Below are 24,392 nucleotides of genomic sequence, written 5' to 3'. Positions count from 1 at the left end.
AGTGTTATTAATCTTAGCCTAGATATTAATGGCTATACACTTATAACTCGATATCGAGTTCCCATTAATTTTCTATTTATTTTATTTTTTAAGGGTAACAATTTATAACTCGTGTTGATATAATGATATAACATCAAAAATATCAATACTATGAAAACTTTTTTATCAATTTTCAGCCTTGCAGTTCTAACTTGCTTAATATTTACTAGTTGCTCTTCTGATGATGACTGTACTATAAACGATGACACAAACAATTCACCATGTTTCAATTACAATAAAAAATTACTGGCTTTAAATACAGTATTCGACAACAATGTAAATGCTGTTATAGATTACAATTCTTTTCTTATAAACGACCTAGACAGCGCCACTCCTATTTATGAGGGAAGTTTAACAACTAATACCAATCTCACATATCAATTACCTACAAGCACTTCCTTATATAATGATAACAGCAAGCTACACGGTATGCTTGTAACTAGAGCTGGAAAATATTTTAATTTCAATATAAATACCGGGACAGGACAGGAATTTACTACACCATCCAATATAGCTGCACCTGTTATTGTCGGTGGAGAAAGTTATGTAATTGAAGTTTCAAACTCTGGTTACGCAAATTCTGGAATCGACAATCACTTTTCTGTAAAACCATTTAATATGAACAATGGAACTACAAGTGCAGCACTTGCAATACCAGCGTCAAACACAACTTTTAACAACAACAGTTTCTTCCACGTAGAATCTATGAGTGCAGCTTCAAACGGTGTCAACGAACTGTATTTTGTTTCAGGAACGAACTTGATTACCGTAAATACATCTAATAATACAAGCTCTCATGTTGATTTATATCCGTCATTTTCAAATACAGATTTTGTGAGATTTATCGGATTAGAATATTCTGAAAGCTTTGGACTGTTGGCAATAATGGATATGCCTGATATCAATTCGAGAAAAATCGTAAAAATAAATCCTGCTAACGGAACCTATTCAGATTTACTTTCAATTCCTACAAATATAAATACTGAATTTTATTCTACAGTTTACAGTGAATGCAACAAGACTTACTACCTCACTTCTTTAGCTAACGGAAATACTGTACAAACCAATTATTTTGAATTTGATTTAGTAGCAAATTCAATTTCAAACACTCAGGTTTTCAACACTTATGTCTTTGGAATAGAACTAATAGACTAATAAAACCCTTTATAGAATTAGCCATAATACATATTTGAAGGTTGAGGGGGCCTTCAATTTAAAAGCGAGCAGAAACAAAGTTTCTCTCGCTTTTTTTTAGTAAATACATTAAGCTTTACTCAGTAATACTTTTACCTCTTTTATAAAACTCTTTTCTTTCAAAATCTGGCACTAAGTCACCACCTGTCGCCCAGACTATATGGGTGGCATTATTCATATTAATATTATTCTTTTCGGCGTAATCCGTTTTTGCAATCATCTGCGGACCGCATAAGCCAGCAGTAGCGGAAGGCTCTAGGAATATTTTTTCAGTGTCCATCAATTGAGTTAATAGTGTAAACAGTCGATGATCTTCAAGAGTATAAATACCACTAATTAAATGTTCGCTAACCGAAGTTGCAAAATTTGAAGGACGCCCTACTGCCAAGCCATCGGCCTCAGTTTTATTGTCTATCCCAATATCCTGCACACTAATATTACTCATTTCACCAGTAACCAAACCTGTTAACACCGCAGGTGAATGTGTAGGTTCTACAAAGAAACAGTGTACATTATCGCCGAAAATTTGTTTTAGCCCAAAAGCAGTTCCTCCGGGAGAGCCACCAACACCACAAGGAGAATATACAAACAACGGATGCGAATCGCTCACCTTTATATTAGCTTTTTCTAATTGTTCCGCCAATCGAAGCGCCCCAACTGTATAGCCTAAAAACAGTTTTTTAGAATTTTCATCATCAACAAAATAAGCCATTGGGTCGGCTTTTGTTTTTTGTCTTCCTGCCAAAATTGCTTCACTAAAATCTCCTGCAAACTCTACTACTTGAACTCCTTTGGAGCGCAACAAATCTTTTTTCCAAGGTTTAGCATCGGCAGAAACATAAACCGTTACTTGAAAACCTAGCTTAGCACTAATAATTCCAATACTCAGTCCGAGATTGCCTGTAGAGCCAACTCCTATTTTATATTTGCTAAAAAATTGCTTGAATTTATCCGAAAGGAAAACCTCATAGCTATCTTCTTTATTTAAGATTCCAGCTTTTAAAGCTAATTCTTCTGCATAGTGTAACACCTCAAAAAAACCTCCTCTAGCCTTAATAGATCCAGCAATAGGTAAGGCGTTATCACATTTCAAAAAGAAACGACCTTCAATCTTTGACGATTCTTGGTTTAAAAGCTCTTTCATATTTTGAATTTCCTTTAAAGGAGATTCAAGAATGCCGTTTGTAGCTTCAGTTTCTGGAAATGCTTTAACAAAAAATGAAGCAAATCGTTTCCACAATTTTTCGGCAGCCTGTATATCCTTCATTTTAATAGGAAATTCGGGCATTTCAGAACTGCTTTTCTTTTTGTCGTTAAGCCAAACCACAGGTTTTAAGTCGATTACTTCCTTGAGAATAGGCGACTTTTTTACAAATGAATCTATTTTATTTGATGAATACATTTTCTTGTTTTTATAATAAAACCGGTGATTACTTAACAACTAAATAGAATAGCAACTATGAATTTTTGGCTACCCCCTCTACTCGAGTAGCTGAATCAGCTTTGTTTAAGCTCAACCTAACAGTACTCGTTTCAAGTGCTTTTAAATCGTGTGGCACCCCACCTTCAAGCGCTACTAAATCACCTTTCTTTAAGCTATGGATTGTCCCATTTACCCCAAAGTCTATGGCACCTTCAAAAATTTCCACCACAATTGGGAAAGGCGTTTTATGCTCTTTCATAACCTGACCTTCCTTAAAAGTAATTCTGATTTCCTTCCCTGAATCGGTATCCATTAAAACCTGAATTGCTGGTCTGTTTTCATTGTATTCTAGATTGTCTATAAGTGATGCTAGTTTCATGATTATTAGATTTTTTAATTTCGTTATTTAGAATCATTCAAAATTAAATAAAATTACCTTATTGTCCTAAATTAAAACAACAAGTTTTCTATTTATGATTAACCTCATAACTATTAGAAATCAGTTTTTTGAAATTTGTTTATTTGTTTTAAGAATGAATTGAATAAATATGCAGAAAGGAATAGAAAATAAATATTTATCACTTATACCTCTTACTGAAGATCACGATGAAGTAATTCTTTTTTGTGAACGAATAAGAGAAGGACTGCAAGGAAAAATTGAAATTAAACGGATTAAGAATTATATCGATTGGTTTAAAGAAATTTATCTAGATCCACATTTTGAAATAGAACAAGAATTTATTTTTCCAATTCTAGGAAATAATAATGTTCGAGTGATAAGGGCTATTGCAAATCACAGACGACTAAATCGATTGTTTAATGAAACGTCCAACCTCAATACAGTATTCCACAAAATTGAAGAGGAACTAACTACTTATATAGGCTTTGAAGAACGCATATTATACCAAGAAATACGAGCTATTACTACCCAAGAAGCGTGGCAAGAAGCGTGGAAGGAAATCGAGGAAAAACATTCCCAATTAAAGTTTTCGGATGAGGAGTGGACAGACCGGTTTTGGGAGGTTTGATGAAAATATTTTAAATCAACTAGAATAAAAAACGCCGAATGAAAATGAATCATTCGGCGTTTTTTTTGAATTCAAAATTATGAATTCACAATTTTTCTAAGCACTTATAACACAATCTTCGCAATCTTTAATTTCACCGTAATAGGTTTCGCGATATTTGTGTAATGTTTTAAAAGGGATGTTTAAAAATGTTTTTTTAATGTAGATCACACTTGTTGTGAACATTCCCATTTTTTCTGTAAATCGTTTTTCTGTTTTTGTTTGTCGTTTCACTGAAACTAACTTCATCATATTTTTTTTGACCCCCTTCAGCTCGCAAAGTATTCATTTTGAAGCAGAAGTCCAGAGTACTATTCGAGTGCAAAGAAACAAATATTAGCTCCTAATTCCAAAAAATGAAGGTTAAACCTATCTTAAGTTTAAGTAAACGATTTTATAAACCCTTACGTTTCTATGAATTTTCACGTACTTTCAGCTCCCATTTCCAGGCAGATGCTAAGGCTTCTTCCATTGTTTTTTGTGCCTTCCAACCTAGTTCTTCATTTGCTTTTTTAGTATCGGCATAAACAGAAATAACATCACCTGGACGACGATCTACAATTTTGTAATTCAATTTTTCCCCTGTAGTTTTTTCAAACGAATTCACTACCTCAAGCACAGAGCTTCCTCTTCCTGTACCTAAATTGAAAACTTCATAATTCGATTTGTTTTTTTCTGAAAGAAGGCGTTCTAAAGCAATAACGTGTGCTTTTGCTAAATCTACAACATGAATATAATCGCGAATACAGCTACCATCTTCAGTTGGATAATCGTCACCAAATACAGAAAGTTGTTCACGAACTCCAGCTGCAGTCTGAGTGATAAACGGAACTAAATTTTGAGGCACTCCCGCAGGTAGCTCACCAATTAACGCAGTTTCGTGTGCTCCAATCGGGTTGAAATAGCGTAGTGCAATAGTTTTTAATGAAGAAACAGAACAAGTGTCCTTTAATATCTCCTCAGCAATTTGCTTGGTATTGCCATAAGGTGAAGTTGCAGGTTTTACAGGAGCATCTTCAGTTATTGGCAACGAATCTGGCTCGCCGTAAACAGTACAAGATGAACTGAAAATAAAATTATTGATATTATGCGCATTACACTCCTGAAGCAAATAAATAAGAGTGTTTAGATTGTTTTCGTAATACAATAATGGTTTGTCAACACTTTCCCCTACAGCTTTACTTGCTGCAAAGTGAATAATACCATCAATATCATTATTGCGCTTAAAGAAATCGGATACTGCTGCTTTCTCACGAAGATCTAAACGTTCAAAAGTGGGTGGAGTTTTAGTAATATCTGTAATACCTTCCAAAACGTCTAAAGACGAATTGGACAAGTTATCTATAATTACAACTTGATATCCTGTTTTTTGTAATTCCACTACCGTGTGACTACCTATATAACCTAATCCTCCTGTTACTAATATTTTTTTCATAATTCTACTCCTGTAATTCAGGCTATTTCTTTATTAATTATTCTCCATAAATTCGATCACAGTTTTTGTGATATAATCTATCTGCTCATCATCAAGCTCGGTATGCATTGGTAAAGAAATAACTTCTTTAACTAACTGATTGGTAACCTCAAAATCTTCCTCTTTATAACGCTCATCTTTGTAAGCCTTTTGAAGATGTAACGGAATTGGGTAATAAACACCGCAAGGAATTTCTTTTTCATTCAAATGTTTCACCAAAGCATCGCGATCTGCATCTACAATCTTCAAGGTGTATTGGTGGTAAACGTGACAGTTGCATCCATCTATTTCTTCATTCGAACATTTTCCACAGCCAGTAGGTGTGATGATGTTTTTATGATTTTTAAAAGCTTCAGAATACTTTTGAGCTGCGATTTTTCTAGCTTTATTGTAGTCATTTAAATGTGGCAATTTTGCACGAAGCACAGCAGCTTGAATAGAATCTAATCTACTATTAACACCTACAACATCATGGTGATAACGTTCGTACATACCGTGATTTACAATTCCGCGAATTATGTGCGCCAAATCATCATCATTTGTGAAAATTGCTCCACCATCACCATAACATCCTAAGTTCTTAGAAGGGAAAAATGAAGTAGAAGCAACGTGCCCAATAGTACCAGTTTTTTTCTTAGTGCCATCTTTTGAAGTATAGTCTGCACCAATGCCTTGGGCGTTATCTTCAATTACATAAAGATTGTGTTCTTCAGCAACTTCCATAATTTCATCCATATTGGCCGCTAGACCAAAAAGATGTACAGGAACAATAGCTTTTGTTTTTGGAGTAATGGCTTTTTTAATTGCTTCAACATCAATATTGAAGTTAATCGGATCCACATCAACTAAAACCGGAGTTAACTGCAAAAGTGCAATAACTTCTACAGTTGCGGCAAAGGTGAAGTCGGCGGTGATAACCTCATCACCAGGCTTTAAACCAAGACCCATCATAGCAATTTGAAGAGCATCAGTACCGTTTGCGCAAGGAATAACGTGTTTTACCCCAAGGTAATCTTCAAGCTCTTTTTGAAATTGGTGAACTTCTGGACCATTTACGAAAGCTGTAGTTTCAATTACATTCATAATAGAACTATCTACACGCTCCTTAATATTTTCATACTGACCCTTAAGGTCTACCATTTGAATTTTTCTCATTTTTTGTAATAGTATTGAATTTGTAAAATTACGAAAAATGAAGTTTGTAAACTTCAACTTAACGAGTTATTGGCTATTTACATTATTGAGAGGATATTTTAGAATTTGGAAGTCGAATTTTGGTATTTTTACACTCGATGCACATTATCTATAACTTACTTATTTACCTAGCTTCCTTCGCCTTGAGGATTGTATCGCTATTCAGCAAAAAAATGAAATTGTTTGTTGATGGCAGAAAAGATGTATTGGCTATGCTTGGTAAAAACATTTCGACTTCCGATAAAACTATTTGGTTTCACTGCGCATCATTAGGTGAATTTGAACAGGGAGTACCGATTATGGAGGAGGTAAAAAAGGCAAAACCCGATCATAAAATCATAGTTAGTTTCTTTTCCCCTTCGGGATATGAGATTAAGAAAAACACACCTTTAGCAGATGTAGTTGTTTATCTACCGATGGACACTCCTTTAAATGCTAAGCGATTTATAGATGCTATACACCCATCGCTTTCTATTTTTGTAAAATATGAGTTCTGGCCAAACTATCTACTTCAATTAAAAAAGAAAAACATCCCTACCCTACTTGTTTCTGGTGTATTCAGAGAAAATCAAATCTTTTTTAAACCTTATGGAGGATTTATGCGAAAAGCACTAAATAGCTTCAACCACTTTTTCTTACAAGAAGAAAATTCGGTTAAACTATTAAATAACATAGGTTTTAAAAACACAACCTTAAGTGGCGATACTCGATTTGATAGAGTTTCTCATCAAATTGAAATGGACAACACGCTAAAGTTTGCTAAGGAATTTAAAGGAGACTCACTTTGTGTTGTTTGCGGGAGTACTTGGCCAGAAGATGAAGCTGTACTTTTAGATTATATAAATTCAGCACCAAGTAATGTAAAATTTATTATTGCGCCTCATAAAATTGAACAAAGTAAAATTGAGGCATTTACCGAAAAACTATACAAACAAAAAGTTATTCTTCATTCACAGAAAGACGATGTTAATCTCGCTGAATACACCGTATTAATTATTGACTGCATTGGTCTTCTTACCAAGTTATACAGCTATGCAGATATAGCCTATGTAGGTGGTGCTATGGGTAAAACTGGATTACATAACATTTTAGAACCAGCAACTTTTGGAGTGCCTATTATAATTGGAAAGAATTACAATGATTTCCCTGAAGCCAAACGACTTCGCAATTTAGCTGGCTTATTTTCAATTTCAAATCCCCTAGAACTTAGTGAGGTTTTAACCAAATTGGTCTCTGACGCAAACTATAGAAAGAAAACAGGAATGATTAGTGGGCACTTCGTTAACTCAAACACTGGAGCCACCAATAAAGTGATGGATTACATTGCCAAACTCCAAAGTTAAACCCTCATTTATTTCACAATTTACAGCTCACTTTTATAAAAATACCCTTTTATATTAGTAATTCTTTCACATATTTTAGTATTTAATTACCATAAGCGTATTTTTAATTACCTTAGATTTGTCCAAACAATCTATTTAAATCATAATATGAAAAAATTAATTTTATTATTTGCTATATCTGCTGTAGCCCTTGGTTCTTGTCGTGAAACTAAAACTGAAACTAAAGAAGTAATTCGCGAAGTAAAAGTTGAAACTCCTGAAAAAACAGACAACGAGGGAATTTTAGAAAGAGCTGCTAAAAAGGTAGACAATAAAGTAAACGAAGAAATTGATAAAACAATTGATGAAATCGGAAAAGATTAATCAATTTACAATAAAACTAATCACTAACTAAAACTAAAACAAACAATGAAAAAACTAACAATGATTGCCTTATTTGCAGGATTCTTAACAGTTTCTCTTACCTCTTGTAGAGATCAAGAAACTAAAGAACAAACATTAGAGGAAACTTTAATTGAGGACATGCAAGACAAAGGTGCAGAAATTAAAGTAAAAGACGACGGTGACAAAATTAAAATGAAAACCGAAGACGAAAAGGTGAAAATTAAAACCGACGAAGACGGTAACACCAAAATAAAAGTAAAAGATTTAGATTAATTCTATCAAATCTATTCAAATTAAAGGATGCTCAGAAATGAGCATCCTTTTTTATTTCAATCCTCTTATTTGTCCTTTTAATTCGTCCATAGATTGCTGCAATTGTCTTAGCAAACTACTTTCTGAAGGCTCATCTACACCAAAGGTCAACTTACTATTTACCATCCAAAGCTCTTGTATATCTCTTACTTTTACTTCTATAGGTAAATAACTTTCGTTTAGTGAGATCAGCCTAATAGACTGAGGGTTACCAGGTATTTTCTGTAATTTTTTTACTAAAACAGAGTCTCTTAAAACCACAATATAGATTTTAGAATCAGTAGCTTCATTAATACTTGCTACTGCCCTACCCAAAACCCATTCATTAGGTTTTATATTTGGCAACATACTATCTCCTTCTACTTGAAAACCTCTATATGAGGCATTTCTATATTCTGGCAAAGGAATATTAAATGCGGGTAAGGTTTGATACCACCCTGTATCGTGAATGTTGTTAGGATATCCAGCCGCAGCTTTTTGATTTACCAAAAGAATACTGTCATTGCCTTCGATATCTAAAGTGACAACTTTTGGACTAACATCTCCTCGAGAAGAATCGATGTGCTTTTCATAACTCTTGCCGTAAAGCCACAATGGATTGATATTGAATTGCGCCATTAACTCCATTACTACTTTCCCTGTAATTTTTGTTTTACCACGCTCAATATCAGCGGTTGTAGACCCAATATCTAAAAGTTCAGCAAACGATTGCTGAGTGTGTCTCTGTTCTTCGCGAATTTTCTTAAATCGCTGTGCCTCAATGGTTAGTTTAGATTCCATACACAAATATACTTCATTTTGGAATATATCCAAATTAATTTTGGATTTAAACCTACTTTCTAGGATTATTTCCTTAATTTTGGCAATATTCCAAGATTGTATGGATTTTAAAAGAATAAACGAAAAGTTAGAAATACTAGCAGATGCAGCAAAGTATGATGTTTCCTGCTCCTCTAGCGGTAGTAATAGAAAAAACACAAATAAAGGTTTAGGCAATAGCAGCGGTATGGGAATATGTCATAGCTATACCGAAGACGGCAGATGTGTTTCGCTATTAAAAATACTCTTAACCAATCACTGCATTTTTGATTGCGCTTACTGTGTAACCCGAAAAAGTAACGACATAAAACGAGCTGCTTTTAAAGTTCAAGAAGTTGTCGATCTAACTATTAATTTTTACAGAAGAAATTATATAGAAGGCCTGTTTCTTAGCAGTGGAATTTTCAAGAATGCCGATTACACTATGGAGCGACTAATTGCGGTGGCAAAAAAGCTCAGGCAAGAAGAGTATTTCAACGGTTATATTCATTTAAAATCTATTCCCGGTGCGAGTGATGAATTGATGCGAGAAGCCGGACTTTATGCAGATAGGCTATCGGTGAATATTGAAATTCCAACTGAAAAAGGTTTAAAACTCCTTGCACCTGAAAAGAATAGAAAGGATTTTATAAAGCCCATGGAAAAGGTGAAAAATGAAATCATTCAATATAAAAATGAAAAGAAACTTCTGAAAAAAGTTCCCATTTACGCTCCCGCTGGACAAAGCACCCAAATGATAGTTGGAGCTAGTGGCGAAACCGATGCTGAAATAATGTACACTTCAGCATATTTTTACAAATCGTTTAATCTGAAAAGGGTTTATTATTCGGGCTACGTCCCAATCAGTAACGATAGTCGCTTACCCACAATCGGATCGGCCGTTCCCATCTTGCGCGAAAACAGACTTTACCAAACCGATTGGCTTCTGCGTTTTTATGGCTTTGACGTTCGTGAACTGTTAAACAAAGAACATCCAAATCTAGAATCGGATATAGACCCAAAACTAAGTTGGGCATTGAGAAATCTAGATCAGTTTCCTATAGATGTCAATAAAGCTGATATGAGAATGTTATTACGTGTACCAGGCTTGGGGCTAAAATCTGTAAACAAAATTATCAAGGCACGCAGATATCGAAAGTTAAATTGGGAAAACTTAAAATCTATTGGAGCTTCCTTAAACCGAGCTAAATATTTTATTGTTTGCGATTCAAGTACTTTTGAAACAAAGGATAGAACTTCAGCACAACTCAAAAGCATAATTCTATCAAACTCAAGTTCCAAGTTTTCGGCAACTTTAAGCAATCAATTAAGCCTTTTCGACAATCAGAATACACTATCTGCGTGAAAACCATCTTAAAATACGACGGTTCTTTTGAAGGTCTTTTGTCGAGTGTGTTCTATGTTTATGAACACAAGTTAAAAGAGGTTTCGATTATAAAAGAGGAGCACTACGAACCTAACTTTTTCGACCATAGTTTAATAGTACTTTCTGAACCCATAAAAGCCAAGCGAGTCTGGCAGGGATTGTCTAAGAAGTTATCACCTAAGGCGAAGACTAAGCTTTATAAAGCATTTTTAAGTGAAACTTTAAATATTGAAAACACTATTCTCTACAATATAAGAAAGGCGTTATCTTCAAGTATAAGTATTGAAAATGATTTTACCGATCCGGAAATTCTCCATTTAGAAAAAATCGTAAAAAAGGTAGATAGAGAAAAGCATAGAATGGATGCTTTTGTGCGATTTCAACTTACTAAGGACGGAATATACTTCGCTACAGTAGAACCAGATTTTGATGTTTTACCTTTAAACACATCCCACTTCAAAAGTAGATATGCAGATCAAAAGTGGTTGATTTACGATTTAAAAAGAAATTATGGAATATTTTACGACTTATTAAAGGTTCAAACCATTACTTTAGAGTTATCAAAAGATATTAATAGCGGAGATAAAGCTTCTTTATATTTTACTTTTGAAGAAATAGAGTTTCAAAAGCTTTGGTTCAATTACTTTAATAGCAGCAATATAGGCTCAAGAAAGAATATAAAGTTACATATTAAGCATATTCCTAAGCGGTATTGGAAATTTTTAACAGAAAAAAAATTTTGAATGATTTTTTTACTTACTTTTGCTCATTATTAATCACTAATATATTACCAAAATGAAAAAAATATTTTTATCACTTGCAGCTCTTGCTTTAGTTGCTTCTGTTTACTCTTGTAGAGAAACTACTGAAGTAAAAATTGACGAAACTGCTGAGTCTATTGAAACTGAAACTGAAAACGCACTAGATAACGCTGGTGACGCTATTGATGATGCTGTTGATGCAACAGGAGAAGCAATGGAAGATGCTGGAGATGCTATCGAAGATGCTGCTGAAGACACTAAAGAAGCTGTAAAAGACGCAACTGACGGTCAGTAAGCAATAAATTTGCTATAAAATTTAAGCCTTTTCTTAATTGAAAAGGCTTTTTTTTGCTTTATAGTCTTAATGAAGATTATCTTAACATCTTCTCTCTTTCTTCTCTAATTGGAATTCTAGTCCATTTTTTATCCGATTCAGACTTACTGCTCTCTTCAGTAATTACCTTGGTATCTTTTATTTTTTTGAGATTTAGTTTTTTCTCACGAGAAATAAACAATCCAGAAGTTAGTCTATTCTTATATTTTAAATGGTGAACAAATATTGGAAACGGCTCGGTTGGCTTCCATTTATTCTCAGTAAGCGCTATTCGTATAAAAGTTAGATCGGGATTGTTGTCCTGCGGTCTAAACCTGTTTAGGTTTTCTATATACTCACGATAGTAATCTTTAAAGAAGACATAGTTGAAATCGAAGTTGTCTAACTTTTCATAGAACTCCTTAATATCATCTAAAGCCTTGGCAGCTCGTTGTGGATTTGAAAACCTATGTCTAAATTCAACGATTAAGTTGTGGAACTTTCGCTGTTTTTCGATGAGTGGTTTTGTGCCAAGAGAAAGAATATTCAATATCAAATTAGCCATTAGTTTTTAGCATTTTGATGAATGGCAAATTTACGGAATCGAAGAGAATTAGGGAGAAATAAAAGGTTAATAAATAACAGATAAAAAAAATCCCCAATGTTTTACAACAAAGGGGATTTTGTACTGATGGCGGGACTTGAACCCGCACGCCCGAGATGGGCACAGGATTTTAAGTCCGGCGTGTCTACCAATTCCACCACATCAGCTTATTAGGTTGTCCAAAACAACCTGGACTTAACAAAAACACCGAAAAACGGTATTTCAGTTGAGCGAAAAACGGGATTCGAACCCGCGACCTCCACCTTGGCAAGGTGGCGCTCTACCAACTGAGCTATTTTCGCGTATTCTTAAAAACCGAAACAAGCACCTCCAATAAAATTGGATGATACTCTACTTTCTCAATTTTACCTGAGAAGGTTATTTTCGCAAGATTTTTAATGAACGTCGCTTCTTATTCAAAGCGGAGGCAAATTTATAAATTTTACTTCAATCACAAAGTGTTTTTTGAGAAATTATTTTCAAAATTTACTTTTTTATTTTTAGCGTAGCATTCCGCTCTAACATTCGCTTAATTTCATTTAGCTTCATTAAAGCTTCCACAGGCGTAAGTGTATCAATATCAATATCTAATATTTCTTCGCGCAATTCTTCAAGCAGAGGATCGTCCAATTTAAAAAAGCTCAATTGCATTTCATCTTGCGAAATAGACTTCATTTCTTCAGTCAATTCTTCCGATCCGTGATTTTTTTCTAGCCTTTTTAAGATTTTATTTGCGCGCTGAAGGACCGTTTGTGGCATTCCAGCCATTTTCGCAACGTGTATCCCAAAACTGTGATGACTACCACCAGGAATCAATTTTCGCAGAAAAAGCACATTGTCTTTTAATTCCTTTACCGAGACATTGAAATTTTTGATTCGCTCAAAAGTTTCAGTCATTTCATTCAACTCGTGGTAATGGGTAGCAAAAAGTGTTTTCCCGCGAGAAGGATGCTCGTGTAAGTATTCACTAATAGCCCAAGCAATCGATATCCCATCATAAGTACTGGTACCACGTCCAATTTCATCTAAAAGAATCAAACTGCGCTCCGATAGGTTATTTAGAATACTTGCCGTTTCATTCATTTCAACCATAAAAGTAGATTCGCCCATCGAAATATTATCGCTAGCCCCTACTCTTGTAAAAATCTTATCTACACAACCCATCCTAACAGCCGATGCAGGAACAAAACTCCCCATCTGTGCCAATAATACTATTAAAGCTGTTTGCCTAAGTATTGCCGACTTACCACTCATATTAGGACCGGTAATCATAATAATTTGTTGAGATTCCCTATCTAGGAAAACATCATTTGCAATATAAGGGGAATCGGGTGGTAATTGCCTTTCAATAACTGGGTGACGTCCGTCTTTTATTTCTAAATCGAAGGAATTATCAAGCAGCGGACGACTATAGTTCGCTTCTTTAGCCTGAGTTGCAAAAGAGCACAAACAGTCTAATTGCGCTATCAAGGCTGCGTTTTGCTGTACTGAAGCTATATATTCTAGCATCCACTCTACTAACTTAGCAAAAAACTCTTGTTCTAAGGCTAAGATTTTTTCTTCAGCACCAAGAATTTTAGCCTCGTATTCTTTTAGTTCTTCGGTTATATAACGCTCGGCATTTACTAGGGTTTGCTTGCGAATCCACTCTGCTGGAACTTTGTCTTTATGAGTGTTTCTTACTTCAATATAATATCCGAAAACATTATTTGAACCTATTTTAAGAGAAGAAATACCTGTGCGATTAGTTTCACGCTCTAGCATTTCATCTAAATATCCTCTACTATTTACTGATATATTACGAAGGTCATCAAGTGTTTCTGAAAAACCTTCTGCAATTACATTTCCTTTAACAACATTTACAGGTGCTTCCTCAAAAAGGGTTTCTTTAATTTTATTTCGAAGCAGTTCACAATCGTGTAATTGTTCGCCTATAATTTTTAGCGATTCATTCTTTGAGTTTAACGACAGTGCTTTTATAGGCACGATAGCTTCCAAAGAGTTTTTTAACTGAATAACCTCTCGCGGATTTACTTTAGCAGTGGCAACTTTAGAAATCAGTCGCTCCAAATCGTTAATACGCTTTGTGTATTGTTGAATTTTCTCTAAAACTGCAGGATTGTCAAGTAGAAAACTAACAACTTCGTGTCGTCTATTTATTTTTTCAACATTTTTGAGTGGCAGCGCCATCCAGCGTTTTAAGAGCCTTCCACCCATTGGTGAAATAGTTTTGTCTATAACATCCAAAAGGGTAACAGCATTCTGTTGTGTGGAGTGATACAACTCTAAATTGCGAATTGTAAATCGATCCATCCAAACATATTCGTCTTCGGCTATTCTAGACAACCTTGAAATATGCTGAAGCTTGGTGTGTCTAGTTTCACTTAAATAATGAAGCGCAGCTCCTGCAGCAACAATCCCTTCTTCTAAATGATCAACTCCAAAGCCTTTTAAGTTTTTGGTGTTGAAATGCTTCGTAAGGGTTTCAAATGAATAATCTCCTTGAAAAATCCAGTCTTCAAGGTGAAACACGTGATATTCATTTCCAAAAGTTTCAGCAAAAAGCTTGCGTTTCTGTTTTGAAAAGAGCACTTCAGATGGGCTAAAATTCTGAAGTAATTTATCTACATATTCTGCCGGGCCTTCAGAAACTAAAAATTCACCTGTAGAAACATCTAAAAATGAAACACCAATATTTTGTGATTTGGCCGATCCTTTTGAAGCACCGAAATGCACCGCAGCTAAAAAGTTATTTGATTTTGATTGAAGAATATCATCGTTAAAGGCAACACCTGGAGTAACCAATTCGGTAACTCCACGTTTTACAATGGTTTTGGTCATTTTCGGATCTTCCAATTGATCACAAATGGCCACACGACAACCGGCCATAACCAACTTTGGCAAATACGTATTTAGTGAATGATGAGGAAATCCTGCAAGCTCCATCTTATCGCCCCCATTATTTCGAGCCGTAAGAGTGATGTTTAATATTTTTGCAGCACGGATAGCATCTTCACCAAAGGTTTCATAAAAATCCCCTACGCGAAACAACAGCAAAGCATCTGGATACTTAGCTTTAATATTGTTGTACTGCTTCATTAATGGGGTAACCTTCTTCGCCATAACTCTAATTATTCTTTAACCGATAAAAGTAACGAAATTGCAGTTTCCTTTAAAATGAAGTGTATATGAATTATCTTGTTTTATCAACAATAAACCGAGATTTTGTAAAACTCACGTTGAATTATTTTATAATACACCTTTCCCTTAACCCTATCTTTTTATGAAGTAGCACAAACTAGCCTTCCACTTTTAATTTATAAGGATTAACTTTGCCTGCCTATGAAAAACCGCAAACTAAAAAATAGCGAATTAGACCGTATTAATCCTGAAGAATACAAAGCTTCAGAAAAAACTCCGTTAATTATTATTCTCGACAATATAAGAAGCTTGAATAATATCGGTTCTGTTTTTCGCACTTCCGATGCTTTTTTAGTTAAGAAGATTTATCTCTGTGGCATCACCGCACAACCTCCGCACAAAGACATTCATAAAACCGCACTTGGTGCAACAGAAAGTGTGGATTGGGAATACGCCGAAAACACACTAGATGTTGTTTCTAAATTGAAGGAAGAAGGTGTTTATGTAGCGTCTATCGAACAAGCTGAAGATTCAATTAACCTCAACGACTTCACTGTAGAAAAAGATAAAACTTACGCTATAATCTTTGGAAATGAGGTTAAAGGCGTGCAGCAAAAAATTGTTTCTGCAAGCGATGCAGTTATTGAAATCCCACAGTTTGGCACAAAACATTCACTTAATATCTCAGTAAGCGTTGGCGTAGTGGTTTGGGATTTATTTGTTAAGATGAAGTAGAGGTTAGTGGTGAGTGGTGAGTGGTGAGTTTTTTCTTTTAAAACAATTTATTTGCTAGGAAGCCTGGGTTAATCAATACAATACTAAACACCCCAATTACAATGGCAAGCTTTAGTATATTGTGTAAAATAAGATAATGAATCTTATTTTTCGATTTCCACAGAACTGTTAAAAACAATACTAAGCCGGCAATACTAGCGTAGAAATAGAAATCCATATATCCTATTTCATCTTTAAACTTTGTAATTAGTAGTACTATTGGCACAAGCGTTAACAAGCTTAAAGCCGTAAGCATAAGTTTAGAAGTCTTTTCACCATAAACCACAGGAATTGTATTATATCCGTGCGTGATATCTCCTTTTAAATTTTCTAAATCCTTAACCAATTCACGCATAGAAATAAGCAGAAACAGAAAAGTTGCGTGAACAAAAATCACTATATCGAAATTCGCATAGTGCACAAAAATTGCAAAGAAGGGAACTACTGCAAGTATGGCCGCTACCATATTTCCTATAAAAGGATATTTTTTGAGTTTGTGCGAATAGAACCACAGCATAAAGATATAAATCGAGAAAAAGACAACCGATTTAAATGAAACATAGCTAGCAAATACTACCGAAAGAAAGTTTAACACAAAATAAGTAGAAAGCTTTGTACGCTGACTTACAAGTCTGTCTAACATTGTTTTTCTAGGCCTGTTGATAAGGTCTTTCTCGCTATCATAAAAACTATTGATGATGTACCCCCCTGCAATCGCAGTAGATGAAGCTAGCACTAGCATTAATAAATTAACGTCGAATAAAACTTCTCGAACGGGTAGTTCGGGGGCTAAAATGTAAATACTAGTAAGGTATTGGGCAATTACAATTATTAAAATATTGTATCCACGAACCACTGAAAACAGGCTAAAGAACTTAAGAAAAAGGAGCTTTTGTTTTCGGTTGAGCATAAACTATAAGGTTGAAAATAGGATGCTTAAAAAATTATCAATTCTACTTGAACGAAGTCGATAATAACATATACTTATATGGTGAGGATCCGAATGTGCTCGACCAGACAGAATCACGATTGTAAATAAGTTGCAATCCTAAGATTAGAAATTATAAACAACTTCTAGCTTGTAATCTTTTAGCGCTTCTTTAGCTTTATCGATATCTTCGGTAAAACCTAACATATATCCACCTCCGCCAGAGCCACATAGTTTTAAGTAGTAGGCGTTACTGTCTATTCCTTTTTTCCAAAGTTTGTGGAACTGTGCAGGAATCATAGGCTTAAAGTTTTCCAAAACAACTTTAGAAAGTTGTTTAATATTCCCAAAAAGTGATTTTACATCGCCTTGAAGAAAGTCTTCAACGCAAGCATCTGTATGTTTCACAAATTGGTCTTTCAACATATTTCTAAAACCTTCCTGCTTCATATTTTCCATGAAAATCTGAACCATTGGCGCTGTTTCACCTGTGCTTCCACTGTCTAATAAGAAAACTGCACCCTTACCATTTTCGGTTTGAGATGGAATACCTGCAGGTTCAATATTATCGTTAGAATTGATTAAGATAGGCAAGCTTAAATAACTGTTTAAGGGATCAAGACCCGATGATTTTCCGTGGAAAAAAGATTCCATTTCGGCAAAAACATTCTTAAGGGTTAATAATTTTTCACGAGTAAGGTTTTCAAGAACAGTAATTTTATTAGTAGCATATTTATCATATACCGCAGCTACCAACGCACCACTACTCCCTACTCCATATCCCTGTGGAATACTACTATCAAAATACAATCCAGCTTCAATATCATTTTTTAACGCCTCCATATCGAAAGAAACCAATTCAGGTTTTTCACTTTGAAGGTTTTCCAAATAATCAGCAAATCGCTTTAAACTAGCGTTCGACTTGTGTGTGGAAACTGTATGATGCTTATCAATCTTTAACGCCCCGTTATAAAAATTATACGGTATAGAAAGTCCTTTAGAATCTTTTATAATTCCGTATTCTCCGAAAAGTAAAATCTTAGAGTAAAATAAAGGGCCGTGCATATGATAAATTCTTAGTGAGGTCTAAAAATACTATTTTTAATAATAATTAACCTATATGAGCTGCAAAGATACAGTTTTTAAGAATTACAAGCGTAAATTATTTTGTCCTAAAACTAAATTCTATTTAATACAATTATCTGTCTTAAAACAAAGTATGATTTATTTATCATTTTTTTACTGCTCCAAAACCGACCTCATCCACAATAAACTCATTGTTTTTGCAGAATTGCGAAAGCTCGGTATTTATAAAATTTAGCACACTTTCCTTTTCAGCTTCGGGATAAAGAACGTGTACGTTTGCACCAGCATCGAGGGTAAAACAAACCTTACTACCTGTCTCTTCTCTAAATGCCCAAATACGATTTAAAATTTCGAGCGTGTTTGGTTTCATTAAAATAAAATAAGGCATAGAAGTCATCATCATCGCGTGTAATGACAGTGCCTCACTCTCTACGATTTTTATAAATTCAGAAACATCGCCATTTTTTAGTACGGGAATGAGTTTAGATAAATTGGACCCAGCTTGTTCAAAACGTTGTTTCGCAAAAGGATGGTCGTGCATAAGCTCGTGACCAACAGTACTACTAACTTGTTTTTCGCCTTTATCTACTAGTAAAATGGTATCCTGATAATTGTGAAATTTTTCGTGTACCTCGAACTTGTATTGCGTTCCATAAAGATTACTACTTCCTTCTATTTCGGGATGTTCTCCCCAAACAATAATTGGTCCTTGCAAACTACGGCAAGCACTACCCGACCCTAAACGAGCAAGAAATGAAGCTTTTTGTATATCTGCTTCGCTCAATGACGGTGAACCATCGGGAGTTGAGCGTAGTTGAAGCTCCATATCCACTAAACAAAGTGCTAGAGCGCTCATTCCACTAGCGGAGGAAGCAATGCCACTACTGTGTGGAAAACTATTTGAGGTTTCAATTCTAAATTTATAATCTCTTATGAAAGGGATATACTTTTCTATTCTTTCAAAAAACTTTAAAATCTTCGGCTCAAAAGAAGATTCCCTCTTTCCGTCAAGAAACACTTCAAATTCGAATTCGCTAGAGCTCTTTGGCTCGAAGAACATTGTAGTATTTGTATGACTATTTTTAAGCGTAAAGCTAATAGAAGAATTCATTGGTAATTGCTCTCCGTACTTTCCCCAATATTTCACCAATGCGATATTACTAGGCGATTGCCACGAAATACTTCCTGAGGGAAGTTTTTGAGAATAACTTGAACCAACAAAACGATCTATTGCCATAATTAAAAATTAAGAAAACAAAAGTAAAATACTTTTTGATGAATGCGATAACAATTTAAAATCCTTTGCTTCTTGAGGTGATTATCTCTTCATCTGAAAATTACATCCTTCCCAGCAGAAATAATCTTTTTTCTAAATAAATGCTTTTTAGTGATGACCTTTTTAGAATTTCCCATTATAACAATAAACGATTCATTGGTTATATATCAAAAGTACAAATGCACAATGTAGAACATTAAATATTTTAACAATCTAACTTAAAAATGTTGTATATTTCATAGTAATTTCTATGAATAACACACTAAATAAGGAAAAATTCGTGCTATTGGATGCTTTTTTGACCAATAAAGAAATGCCTATGCAAAAATTTTACCTAGCCGAATACCCTAAAACTAAGTATTATATATTAAAAAATGGAGGTGCCATAGATAATGCAAAAGATATATTCCAAGAGGCTTTTTTAGTCTGTTGGAAAAAAATATGTTCTGGAGATTTTAAACCTATTAACGAACAACAAATAGAAGCCTACTTGTTTACCATCGCGAAGAACAAGTGGATAGATTACACAAGAAGTGCAACAAAAAAGAAAACAACATCTATTAACGATAAGCTGTATCAATTTTCAATTGAAGACAATGCACATACTAATGAAATGGAAAAAGCCGAATTACAAATGTCTATTACACTAAATGCATTCAACAACTTAGGGCAACCTTGTAAAGACATTTTAACTCAATTTTATTTTTACAAAGCTCCCTTAAGAACAATAGCAGAAAACCTTGGTATAGAAGAAGCTTCTGCCAAAAATAAGAAATACAGATGCATTCAAAAGTTAAAAGAAATAGCATTAAATTATAAATAATCCCCCATAATGAAAACCCAAATAGAAATCACCCAAGTAGAGTGGGATATGATTGAAACCTATTTAGATCGAGAAAACGATTTAAACAAACATTCTATTTCTGAAGAAATAAAACAAATACCCGATTTTGAACAAAAAATAGAACACATAAAAAAAGTACGTGAAGAGATAGAAGACAGTATTAGACGTTCCAAAATGAATGATTTTCACAAACACGTAAACGAAACTGAAGATTCGAAAGTAAAAAGCCTGTCATCTCCCAAAACAAAATCCTATACAATGTGGTATTCAGCTGCCGCAATATTGATATTGTTGTTTGGTATATTTTGGATGTTAGACAGCAACAACACTGCTGAAAAGATTTTTGCAGAAAACTTTAAACCCGACATCGGATTACCTTTAAAAATGGGAAATGCAGATAGCTATGAATTTTATGAAGGGATGTTAGACTACAAGCAAGAAAATTATAAAAAAGCAATTTCGAAATGGGAGGTTTTACTAAAAGACAACCCAGAAAACGACACTTTAAACTACTTCTTAGGAGTAGCAAATTTAGCTTTAGGAGATGCTAGCGAATCATTAAAATACTTGACAAATCAAGAGCGTTTTCAAGAAGGTATGTTTAAAGAAGAAGCTGCGTATTATACGGCTTTAGCTAAGATAAAGGAAGGTAAAATTGAAGAAGCCAAAAACTTGCTTAAAAACACCCCATCAATTCAAAACACTAAACTCCTCAGACAACTTGAGAAAGAATGAAACAAATTGCCAAAATAATAGGTGTATTTGCCCTACTTTGCTTACTTGGCACTGTTTCAACTTATTCCCAAGAAAAAATTCGGACTGTTAGCGAAATTCAAAACCTCATTAGTCAAGATTCATTAGAAAAGGCTAAAACCATTGTAAAAAATAACATTCAATTTTATAAAAATAAAAAGCAATACGACAGTCTTTCCGAATACATAAAACTTGAAGGTAGTTTAAAGCTCAACAATGGGAAAACACAACAAGCATTAGATAAAGCGAAACAACTTTCAGATTATATAACTTCATCAAATAACCCACATTATATTAAAATAGCTCTGCACGAACTTTCATCTCTTTACCACAATTCAGGGCAAACAGAAAAAGCATACAACATTCTCAAACAAGCCGAAGCACCAACTTCACGTATTACTGATCCTGAAAATACCGATGAGGCTTCAGTTCAATATATGTTGGGGTACTACAAAATGAGAACTGGAGATTATGTATTAGCTAAAAACCATTATTTAAAGTCATTGGCGCTTTACAATAAAAGCACAACAAAAAACTACACATCTTTCAATCAGGTTTATACAGCTCTTGGTGGAATATTATGGCAAGAATCTAAATTAGACAGTTCGAAATACTACTTCGAGCAAGCTTTAAATGCTTTAAATAAAACCGACTCCACCGATTTAAAAAATAAACTGTTTAGACCGAGCTTGCTTAAAATGAATATGTCTGTTTTATTCAATGCTATGGGAAAAAACCGAGAGGCTATTTCTATTTCCTATGAGGCAATTGAAGACTTTCAAAAGTTCATTAAAACCTCTAACGACGAACATGCCGTAAAACAAGCAAAGGGTTTTGTTTTTAGCACACTAGATAATCTAGGTTCTTATCACAACACCTTAGGTGAATTTAAACGAACTGAAGAAATTTTAGAGTATTCCTATGCTCTTAAGCAAAAAGAATATGAAGAAAACGATATGAATTTGATTATATCACATATCATTTTAACTCAAGCTAAAACAACGAATCAAAATTTTAAAGACGCTGAACTACACTTAAAAAAAGTAATTGATTATTACAAAAACAACGAGGTTGCAGACTCTTATTGGAAAGCCTCGGCTTATTCTGTTGGCGGCACTCTGTATGAGGAAATGGGAGATTTAGAAAAAGCTAAGTTTTACTACGAAGAAGGGGATAGAATTTACAAGAAAATATCAGAAGGACGCTACTCTGTGGATGATTTGGATCGGTTTATTCACTTGTCTAAGTTTTATGTGAAAACAGGAGAAAAGGACAAGGCTATTTCGGCAGCAGAAGAAGCTTATGAGTATTCCCAGAATAATAGTTTGAAAAACACATTGCAAGAGTTTTTCCAGATTCAAAACTTGGCTATAGTACATTTCAAATTAAAAAATTATAAAAAATCCTTAGAGTATAGCGACAAAGCCATAGCGTTTAACCTTTTCAATAAGGCAGAAGAAATGGGCACGACCGACTCTATTGTTATACAGTATCGAAAACCTACTGCTATTCTTACCAACGTAGCCTCTAAATACCATCTATCAGAAAATAGAACAACGGCAGACCTAAAACAGTATGCAAGTGAACTCAACAAAGCAATATCAATTTTAGACCAACGTAAAAAAGTTGTTAATAACTATGACGATTTAACTATTCTGAATAAAGAAAACAACGAACTCTTCAATTTCGCAAAGAAGATTCTACTAGAGCTTTACCAAGACACTAAGGATGATTCTTATCTAGATCAAGCTATTTCACTTCATGAATCTGCAATTTACAATCGCATTCGTTCACGATTAAACATTCGCGATAATATTGCTTTTAAAAATGTCCCGAATGAAATTATTGAAAAGGAAAAACTACTTAAAAGTGATATTTCAAAGACATTAGAGAAAAATAATGGAGACGTAAACGCTTATATTTCGGCGTCTGAAAAGTGGGAACTTTTTATGAAAAAACTACAAAAGGACTATCCTGCATATTATAAAATGAGATATGAAACACTAGAAGAACCAATAAAAGATTTACAAGAAAAGATACCTGAAAACACTACTGTAATCCGCTACCTTTTCATTGAAGACAAACTAAATGCATTTGTGGTTTCACGATCTAAAAAAAATATTTTCCCTTTAAACAATTCAACTCTTGAGTCGAAGATAAAAGAATTGAAAGTTGAAGATTTTTCATTGGAGAAAAAAAGTGCATTGCTTCACGATCTATACAAAATGCTTTGGCAGCCTTTGGAAGAAAGCATTAAAACTAAAAAAGTGGTTGTAATTCCAGATAGGGAGTTGTTTAATATTAGCTTCGAAATGTTGACGCCCGCACCTATAAAAAGCTTTAAAGAGTTCACCACAAATAGTCTTTTAGCAAAGTATGATATTTCATACAACTTCAGTCTTTTGCTCTATAAGGACAACAGAAAAGTTATGGATTATAACGAGAATTATGTCGGTTTTGCGCCAGGATTCAATAAGAATATGAAACAAGAATATCTACTTGGCTTACAAGATTCGATGAAACTGGATAAATCATACCTAACACTTCTACCTCAACCTTTTAGTGAAAATTTAGTGAAGCAATACGCGAAAGTTTTCAAAGGAAATTATTTCATGAATGAAAACGCTAGCAAAACCTTGTTTATCAATAATGCTAAAGAACATAAAATAATACACATCGGAACTCACGCTGAATCCGACAATATTACCCCTGAACTCAGTAGATTAGTGTTTGCCAAGCGTAAAGGAGAAAATCTAGCCTTAGATGAGAATTCACTTTATGCTTATGAAATTTACAACACTAATCTTTCATCGAACCTTGCCATATTAACAGCGTGTGAAACAGGAAAATCTATCTATCAATCTGGTGAAGGCGCAATTTCGCTTGCACACGCATTTAATTATGCCGGAAGTGAAAGTATCCTAACAAGTTTATGGAATATCGATGAAGTATCTAGCACCCAAATTGTAGAATATTTTTATGAATATCTCGCTCAAGGACTTCCAAAGGATGAAGCACTAAAAAAGGCAAAAATACAATACCTCTTTAGCGTGGAAGGTCGAGGTGCAGCACCACAATATTGGGCTGGATTAGTGTTAATTGGAGATACAACTCCTATTGAATTACAAGGAAACTCAAATCATATTTGGTGGTGGATAGGTGGCATTTTATTAACATTTGCACTCCTCATTTTTTTCTCTAAAAATCGTAAAGACAGAAATCACAACACTTAGATTATTTTTAAAAAATTAAGGCACCCGTACATATCCCATTATCTCTATAATTCATCTTCCTTTT

The 24,392-nt window shown here is 34.2% G+C and carries 23 protein-coding genes and 2 tRNA genes; 12 read left to right on the top strand and 13 right to left on the bottom strand.

Annotated elements, in window-relative coordinates:
• The first annotated feature begins 150 nt into the window (after positions 1-150).
• Entirely contained in the window at positions 151-1,194 is a 1,044-nt protein-coding gene (locus G3A46_RS09160) for a hypothetical protein (RefSeq protein WP_165149138.1), read from the top strand.
• A gap of 115 nt (positions 1,195-1,309) precedes the next feature.
• Here the strand turns inward: G3A46_RS09160 and G3A46_RS09155 are convergent, their stop codons facing one another.
• Both G3A46_RS09155 and G3A46_RS09150 read right to left on the bottom strand, forming a co-directional pair.
• The gene (locus tag G3A46_RS09155) at positions 1,310-2,635 is read right to left on the bottom strand and encodes a D-serine ammonia-lyase (protein WP_165149136.1); all 1,326 of its coding nucleotides are present in this window, start codon (positions 2,633-2,635) and stop codon (positions 1,310-1,312) included.
• A gap of 55 nt (positions 2,636-2,690) precedes the next feature.
• A complete protein-coding gene (locus G3A46_RS09150; protein ID WP_165149134.1) occupies positions 2,691-3,035 on the bottom strand; it encodes a cupin domain-containing protein in 345 nt (114 codons plus the stop codon).
• A 169-nt stretch (positions 3,036-3,204) separates the two neighbouring features.
• On the opposite strand from G3A46_RS09150, the gene G3A46_RS09145 reads away from it, so the two are divergent.
• A complete protein-coding gene (locus tag G3A46_RS09145; protein WP_165149132.1) occupies positions 3,205-3,684 on the top strand; it encodes a hemerythrin domain-containing protein in 480 nt (159 codons plus the stop codon).
• Between the two features lie 96 nt (positions 3,685-3,780).
• Here the strand turns inward: G3A46_RS09145 and G3A46_RS09140 are convergent, their stop codons facing one another.
• The 3 genes from G3A46_RS09140 to G3A46_RS09130 all read right to left on the bottom strand — a co-directional run bounded on the left by G3A46_RS09140 (position 3,781) and on the right by G3A46_RS09130 (position 6,352).
• Positions 3,781-3,972, bottom strand: coding sequence for a hypothetical protein (locus tag G3A46_RS09140; RefSeq protein WP_165149130.1), 192 nt, complete (start codon positions 3,970-3,972; stop codon positions 3,781-3,783).
• Positions 3,973-4,135: 163 nt separating this feature from the next.
• Positions 4,136-5,158, bottom strand: a complete 1,023-nt coding sequence (galE, locus tag G3A46_RS09135) for a UDP-glucose 4-epimerase GalE (RefSeq protein WP_165149127.1) — start codon at positions 5,156-5,158, stop codon at positions 4,136-4,138.
• Between the two features lie 33 nt (positions 5,159-5,191).
• Positions 5,192-6,352, bottom strand: coding sequence for a DegT/DnrJ/EryC1/StrS family aminotransferase (locus tag G3A46_RS09130; RefSeq protein WP_165149124.1), 1,161 nt, complete (start codon positions 6,350-6,352; stop codon positions 5,192-5,194).
• Positions 6,353-6,564: 212 nt separating this feature from the next.
• Between G3A46_RS09130 and G3A46_RS09125 the strand changes: the two genes are divergently transcribed.
• From G3A46_RS09125 to G3A46_RS09115, 3 genes are all read left to right on the top strand, one after another.
• Entirely contained in the window at positions 6,565-7,734 is a 1,170-nt protein-coding gene (locus G3A46_RS09125) for a glycosyltransferase N-terminal domain-containing protein (protein WP_347237689.1), read from the top strand.
• 147 nt (positions 7,735-7,881) lie between these two features.
• On the top strand, positions 7,882-8,097 hold the full coding sequence (locus G3A46_RS09120; protein ID WP_165149118.1) for a hypothetical protein: 216 nt from the start codon (positions 7,882-7,884) through the stop codon (positions 8,095-8,097).
• Between the two features lie 45 nt (positions 8,098-8,142).
• On the top strand, positions 8,143-8,391 hold the full coding sequence (locus G3A46_RS09115) for a hypothetical protein (protein WP_165149115.1): 249 nt from the start codon (positions 8,143-8,145) through the stop codon (positions 8,389-8,391).
• Between the two features lie 51 nt (positions 8,392-8,442).
• Here the strand turns inward: G3A46_RS09115 and G3A46_RS09110 are convergent, their stop codons facing one another.
• A complete protein-coding gene (locus tag G3A46_RS09110; RefSeq protein WP_165149112.1) occupies positions 8,443-9,210 on the bottom strand; it encodes a LexA family transcriptional regulator in 768 nt (255 codons plus the stop codon).
• Between the two features lie 100 nt (positions 9,211-9,310).
• On the opposite strand from G3A46_RS09110, the gene G3A46_RS09105 reads away from it, so the two are divergent.
• From G3A46_RS09105 to G3A46_RS09095, 3 genes are read left to right on the top strand one after another with little or no spacing between them, the layout of a single operon-like run.
• Positions 9,311-10,594 (top strand): putative DNA modification/repair radical SAM protein, encoded by a 1,284-nt coding sequence (locus G3A46_RS09105; protein ID WP_165149109.1) that lies wholly within the window; start codon positions 9,311-9,313, stop codon positions 10,592-10,594.
• Positions 10,591-11,358 carry a TIGR03915 family putative DNA repair protein gene (locus G3A46_RS09100; RefSeq protein ID WP_165149106.1) on the top strand — a complete coding sequence of 256 codons (768 nt, stop codon included), beginning with the start codon at positions 10,591-10,593 and terminating at the stop codon, positions 11,356-11,358. Before G3A46_RS09105 ends, G3A46_RS09100 begins: the two co-directional genes overlap by 4 nt.
• A gap of 52 nt (positions 11,359-11,410) precedes the next feature.
• The gene (locus G3A46_RS09095) at positions 11,411-11,671 is read left to right on the top strand and encodes a hypothetical protein (protein ID WP_165149103.1); all 261 of its coding nucleotides are present in this window, start codon (positions 11,411-11,413) and stop codon (positions 11,669-11,671) included.
• Positions 11,672-11,747: 76 nt separating this feature from the next.
• On the opposite strand, the gene G3A46_RS09090 is transcribed toward G3A46_RS09095, so the two are convergent.
• From G3A46_RS09090 to mutS, 4 genes are all read right to left on the bottom strand, one after another.
• Positions 11,748-12,254 (bottom strand): hypothetical protein, encoded by a 507-nt coding sequence (locus G3A46_RS09090; protein WP_165149100.1) that lies wholly within the window; start codon positions 12,252-12,254, stop codon positions 11,748-11,750.
• A 121-nt stretch (positions 12,255-12,375) separates the two neighbouring features.
• Positions 12,376-12,460, bottom strand: a tRNA-Leu gene (locus tag G3A46_RS09085).
• A 62-nt stretch (positions 12,461-12,522) separates the two neighbouring features.
• Positions 12,523-12,595: transfer RNA gene (locus G3A46_RS09080), tRNA-Gly, on the bottom strand.
• A 184-nt stretch (positions 12,596-12,779) separates the two neighbouring features.
• Positions 12,780-15,416 carry a DNA mismatch repair protein MutS gene (gene mutS, locus G3A46_RS09075; RefSeq protein ID WP_206735995.1) on the bottom strand — a complete coding sequence of 879 codons (2,637 nt, stop codon included), beginning with the start codon at positions 15,414-15,416 and terminating at the stop codon, positions 12,780-12,782.
• A 219-nt stretch (positions 15,417-15,635) separates the two neighbouring features.
• Here mutS and G3A46_RS09070 point away from each other — a divergent pair, with 219 nt between their 5' ends.
• On the top strand, positions 15,636-16,169 hold the full coding sequence (locus tag G3A46_RS09070; RefSeq protein WP_165149097.1) for an RNA methyltransferase: 534 nt from the start codon (positions 15,636-15,638) through the stop codon (positions 16,167-16,169).
• A gap of 37 nt (positions 16,170-16,206) precedes the next feature.
• Here the strand turns inward: G3A46_RS09070 and G3A46_RS09065 are convergent, their stop codons facing one another.
• From G3A46_RS09065 to G3A46_RS09055, 3 genes are all read right to left on the bottom strand, one after another.
• Positions 16,207-17,118: a geranylgeranylglycerol-phosphate geranylgeranyltransferase gene (locus tag G3A46_RS09065; protein ID WP_165149094.1), complete on the bottom strand. Its 912-nt coding sequence runs from the start codon at positions 17,116-17,118 to the stop codon at positions 16,207-16,209.
• 144 nt (positions 17,119-17,262) lie between these two features.
• Positions 17,263-18,201, bottom strand: a complete 939-nt coding sequence (locus tag G3A46_RS09060; protein WP_165149091.1) for a mevalonate kinase — start codon at positions 18,199-18,201, stop codon at positions 17,263-17,265.
• Between the two features lie 166 nt (positions 18,202-18,367).
• On the bottom strand, positions 18,368-19,459 hold the full coding sequence (locus G3A46_RS09055) for a diphosphomevalonate decarboxylase (protein WP_165149088.1): 1,092 nt from the start codon (positions 19,457-19,459) through the stop codon (positions 18,368-18,370).
• Between the two features lie 289 nt (positions 19,460-19,748).
• Here G3A46_RS09055 and G3A46_RS09050 point away from each other — a divergent pair, with 289 nt between their 5' ends.
• The 3 genes from G3A46_RS09050 to G3A46_RS09040 are packed head-to-tail and all read left to right on the top strand — an operon-like array spanning position 19,749 to position 24,328.
• Positions 19,749-20,321 (top strand): sigma-70 family RNA polymerase sigma factor, encoded by a 573-nt coding sequence (locus tag G3A46_RS09050; RefSeq protein ID WP_165149085.1) that lies wholly within the window; start codon positions 19,749-19,751, stop codon positions 20,319-20,321.
• Between the two features lie 9 nt (positions 20,322-20,330).
• The gene (locus tag G3A46_RS09045) at positions 20,331-21,077 is read left to right on the top strand and encodes a hypothetical protein (protein ID WP_165149082.1); all 747 of its coding nucleotides are present in this window, start codon (positions 20,331-20,333) and stop codon (positions 21,075-21,077) included.
• Complete coding sequence (locus tag G3A46_RS09040; protein WP_165149079.1) at positions 21,074-24,328, top strand: CHAT domain-containing tetratricopeptide repeat protein; 3,255 nt, start codon at positions 21,074-21,076, stop codon at positions 24,326-24,328. The genes G3A46_RS09045 and G3A46_RS09040 overlap by 4 nt, the downstream gene beginning before the upstream one ends.
• Positions 24,329-24,392: the final 64 nt, after the last annotated feature.

Origin of the sequence: Aequorivita sp. KMM 9714 (assembly GCF_011065475.1) — a bacterium.
In the GTDB taxonomy this organism is placed as follows: Bacteria; Bacteroidota; Bacteroidia; order Flavobacteriales; family Flavobacteriaceae; genus Aequorivita; species Aequorivita sinensis.
Note: the sequence above shows the minus strand (reverse complement) of the source record. Positions and strands in the feature narration are given on the sequence as shown.

Bases quoted from the DNA above. Each gene is read 5' to 3' on its own strand.
- G3A46_RS09160 (WP_165149138.1), top strand. From the start codon at position 151: ATGAAAACTTTTTTATCAATTTTCAGCCTTGCAGTTCTAACTTGCTTA.
- G3A46_RS09155 (WP_165149136.1), bottom strand. From the start codon at position 2,635: ATGTATTCATCAAATAAAATAGATTCATTTGTAAAAAAGTCGCCTATT.
- G3A46_RS09150 (WP_165149134.1), bottom strand. From the start codon at position 3,035: ATGAAACTAGCATCACTTATAGACAATCTAGAATACAATGAAAACAGA.
- G3A46_RS09145 (WP_165149132.1), top strand. From the start codon at position 3,205: ATGCAGAAAGGAATAGAAAATAAATATTTATCACTTATACCTCTTACT.
- G3A46_RS09140 (WP_165149130.1), bottom strand. From the start codon at position 3,972: ATGAAGTTAGTTTCAGTGAAACGACAAACAAAAACAGAAAAACGATTT.
- galE (WP_165149127.1), bottom strand. From the start codon at position 5,158: ATGAAAAAAATATTAGTAACAGGAGGATTAGGTTATATAGGTAGTCAC.
- G3A46_RS09130 (WP_165149124.1), bottom strand. From the start codon at position 6,352: ATGAGAAAAATTCAAATGGTAGACCTTAAGGGTCAGTATGAAAATATT.
- G3A46_RS09125 (WP_347237689.1), top strand. From the start codon at position 6,565: ATGAAATTGTTTGTTGATGGCAGAAAAGATGTATTGGCTATGCTTGGT.
- G3A46_RS09120 (WP_165149118.1), top strand. From the start codon at position 7,882: ATGAAAAAATTAATTTTATTATTTGCTATATCTGCTGTAGCCCTTGGT.
- G3A46_RS09115 (WP_165149115.1), top strand. From the start codon at position 8,143: ATGAAAAAACTAACAATGATTGCCTTATTTGCAGGATTCTTAACAGTT.
- G3A46_RS09110 (WP_165149112.1), bottom strand. From the start codon at position 9,210: ATGGAATCTAAACTAACCATTGAGGCACAGCGATTTAAGAAAATTCGC.
- G3A46_RS09105 (WP_165149109.1), top strand. From the start codon at position 9,311: ATGGATTTTAAAAGAATAAACGAAAAGTTAGAAATACTAGCAGATGCA.
- G3A46_RS09095 (WP_165149103.1), top strand. From the start codon at position 11,411: ATGAAAAAAATATTTTTATCACTTGCAGCTCTTGCTTTAGTTGCTTCT.
- G3A46_RS09090 (WP_165149100.1), bottom strand. From the start codon at position 12,254: ATGGCTAATTTGATATTGAATATTCTTTCTCTTGGCACAAAACCACTC.
- mutS (WP_206735995.1), bottom strand. From the start codon at position 15,416: ATGGCGAAGAAGGTTACCCCATTAATGAAGCAGTACAACAATATTAAA.
- G3A46_RS09070 (WP_165149097.1), top strand. From the start codon at position 15,636: ATGAAAAACCGCAAACTAAAAAATAGCGAATTAGACCGTATTAATCCT.
- G3A46_RS09065 (WP_165149094.1), bottom strand. From the start codon at position 17,118: ATGCTCAACCGAAAACAAAAGCTCCTTTTTCTTAAGTTCTTTAGCCTG.
- G3A46_RS09060 (WP_165149091.1), bottom strand. From the start codon at position 18,201: ATGCACGGCCCTTTATTTTACTCTAAGATTTTACTTTTCGGAGAATAC.
- G3A46_RS09055 (WP_165149088.1), bottom strand. From the start codon at position 19,459: ATGGCAATAGATCGTTTTGTTGGTTCAAGTTATTCTCAAAAACTTCCC.
- G3A46_RS09050 (WP_165149085.1), top strand. From the start codon at position 19,749: ATGAATAACACACTAAATAAGGAAAAATTCGTGCTATTGGATGCTTTT.
- G3A46_RS09045 (WP_165149082.1), top strand. From the start codon at position 20,331: ATGAAAACCCAAATAGAAATCACCCAAGTAGAGTGGGATATGATTGAA.
- G3A46_RS09040 (WP_165149079.1), top strand. From the start codon at position 21,074: ATGAAACAAATTGCCAAAATAATAGGTGTATTTGCCCTACTTTGCTTA.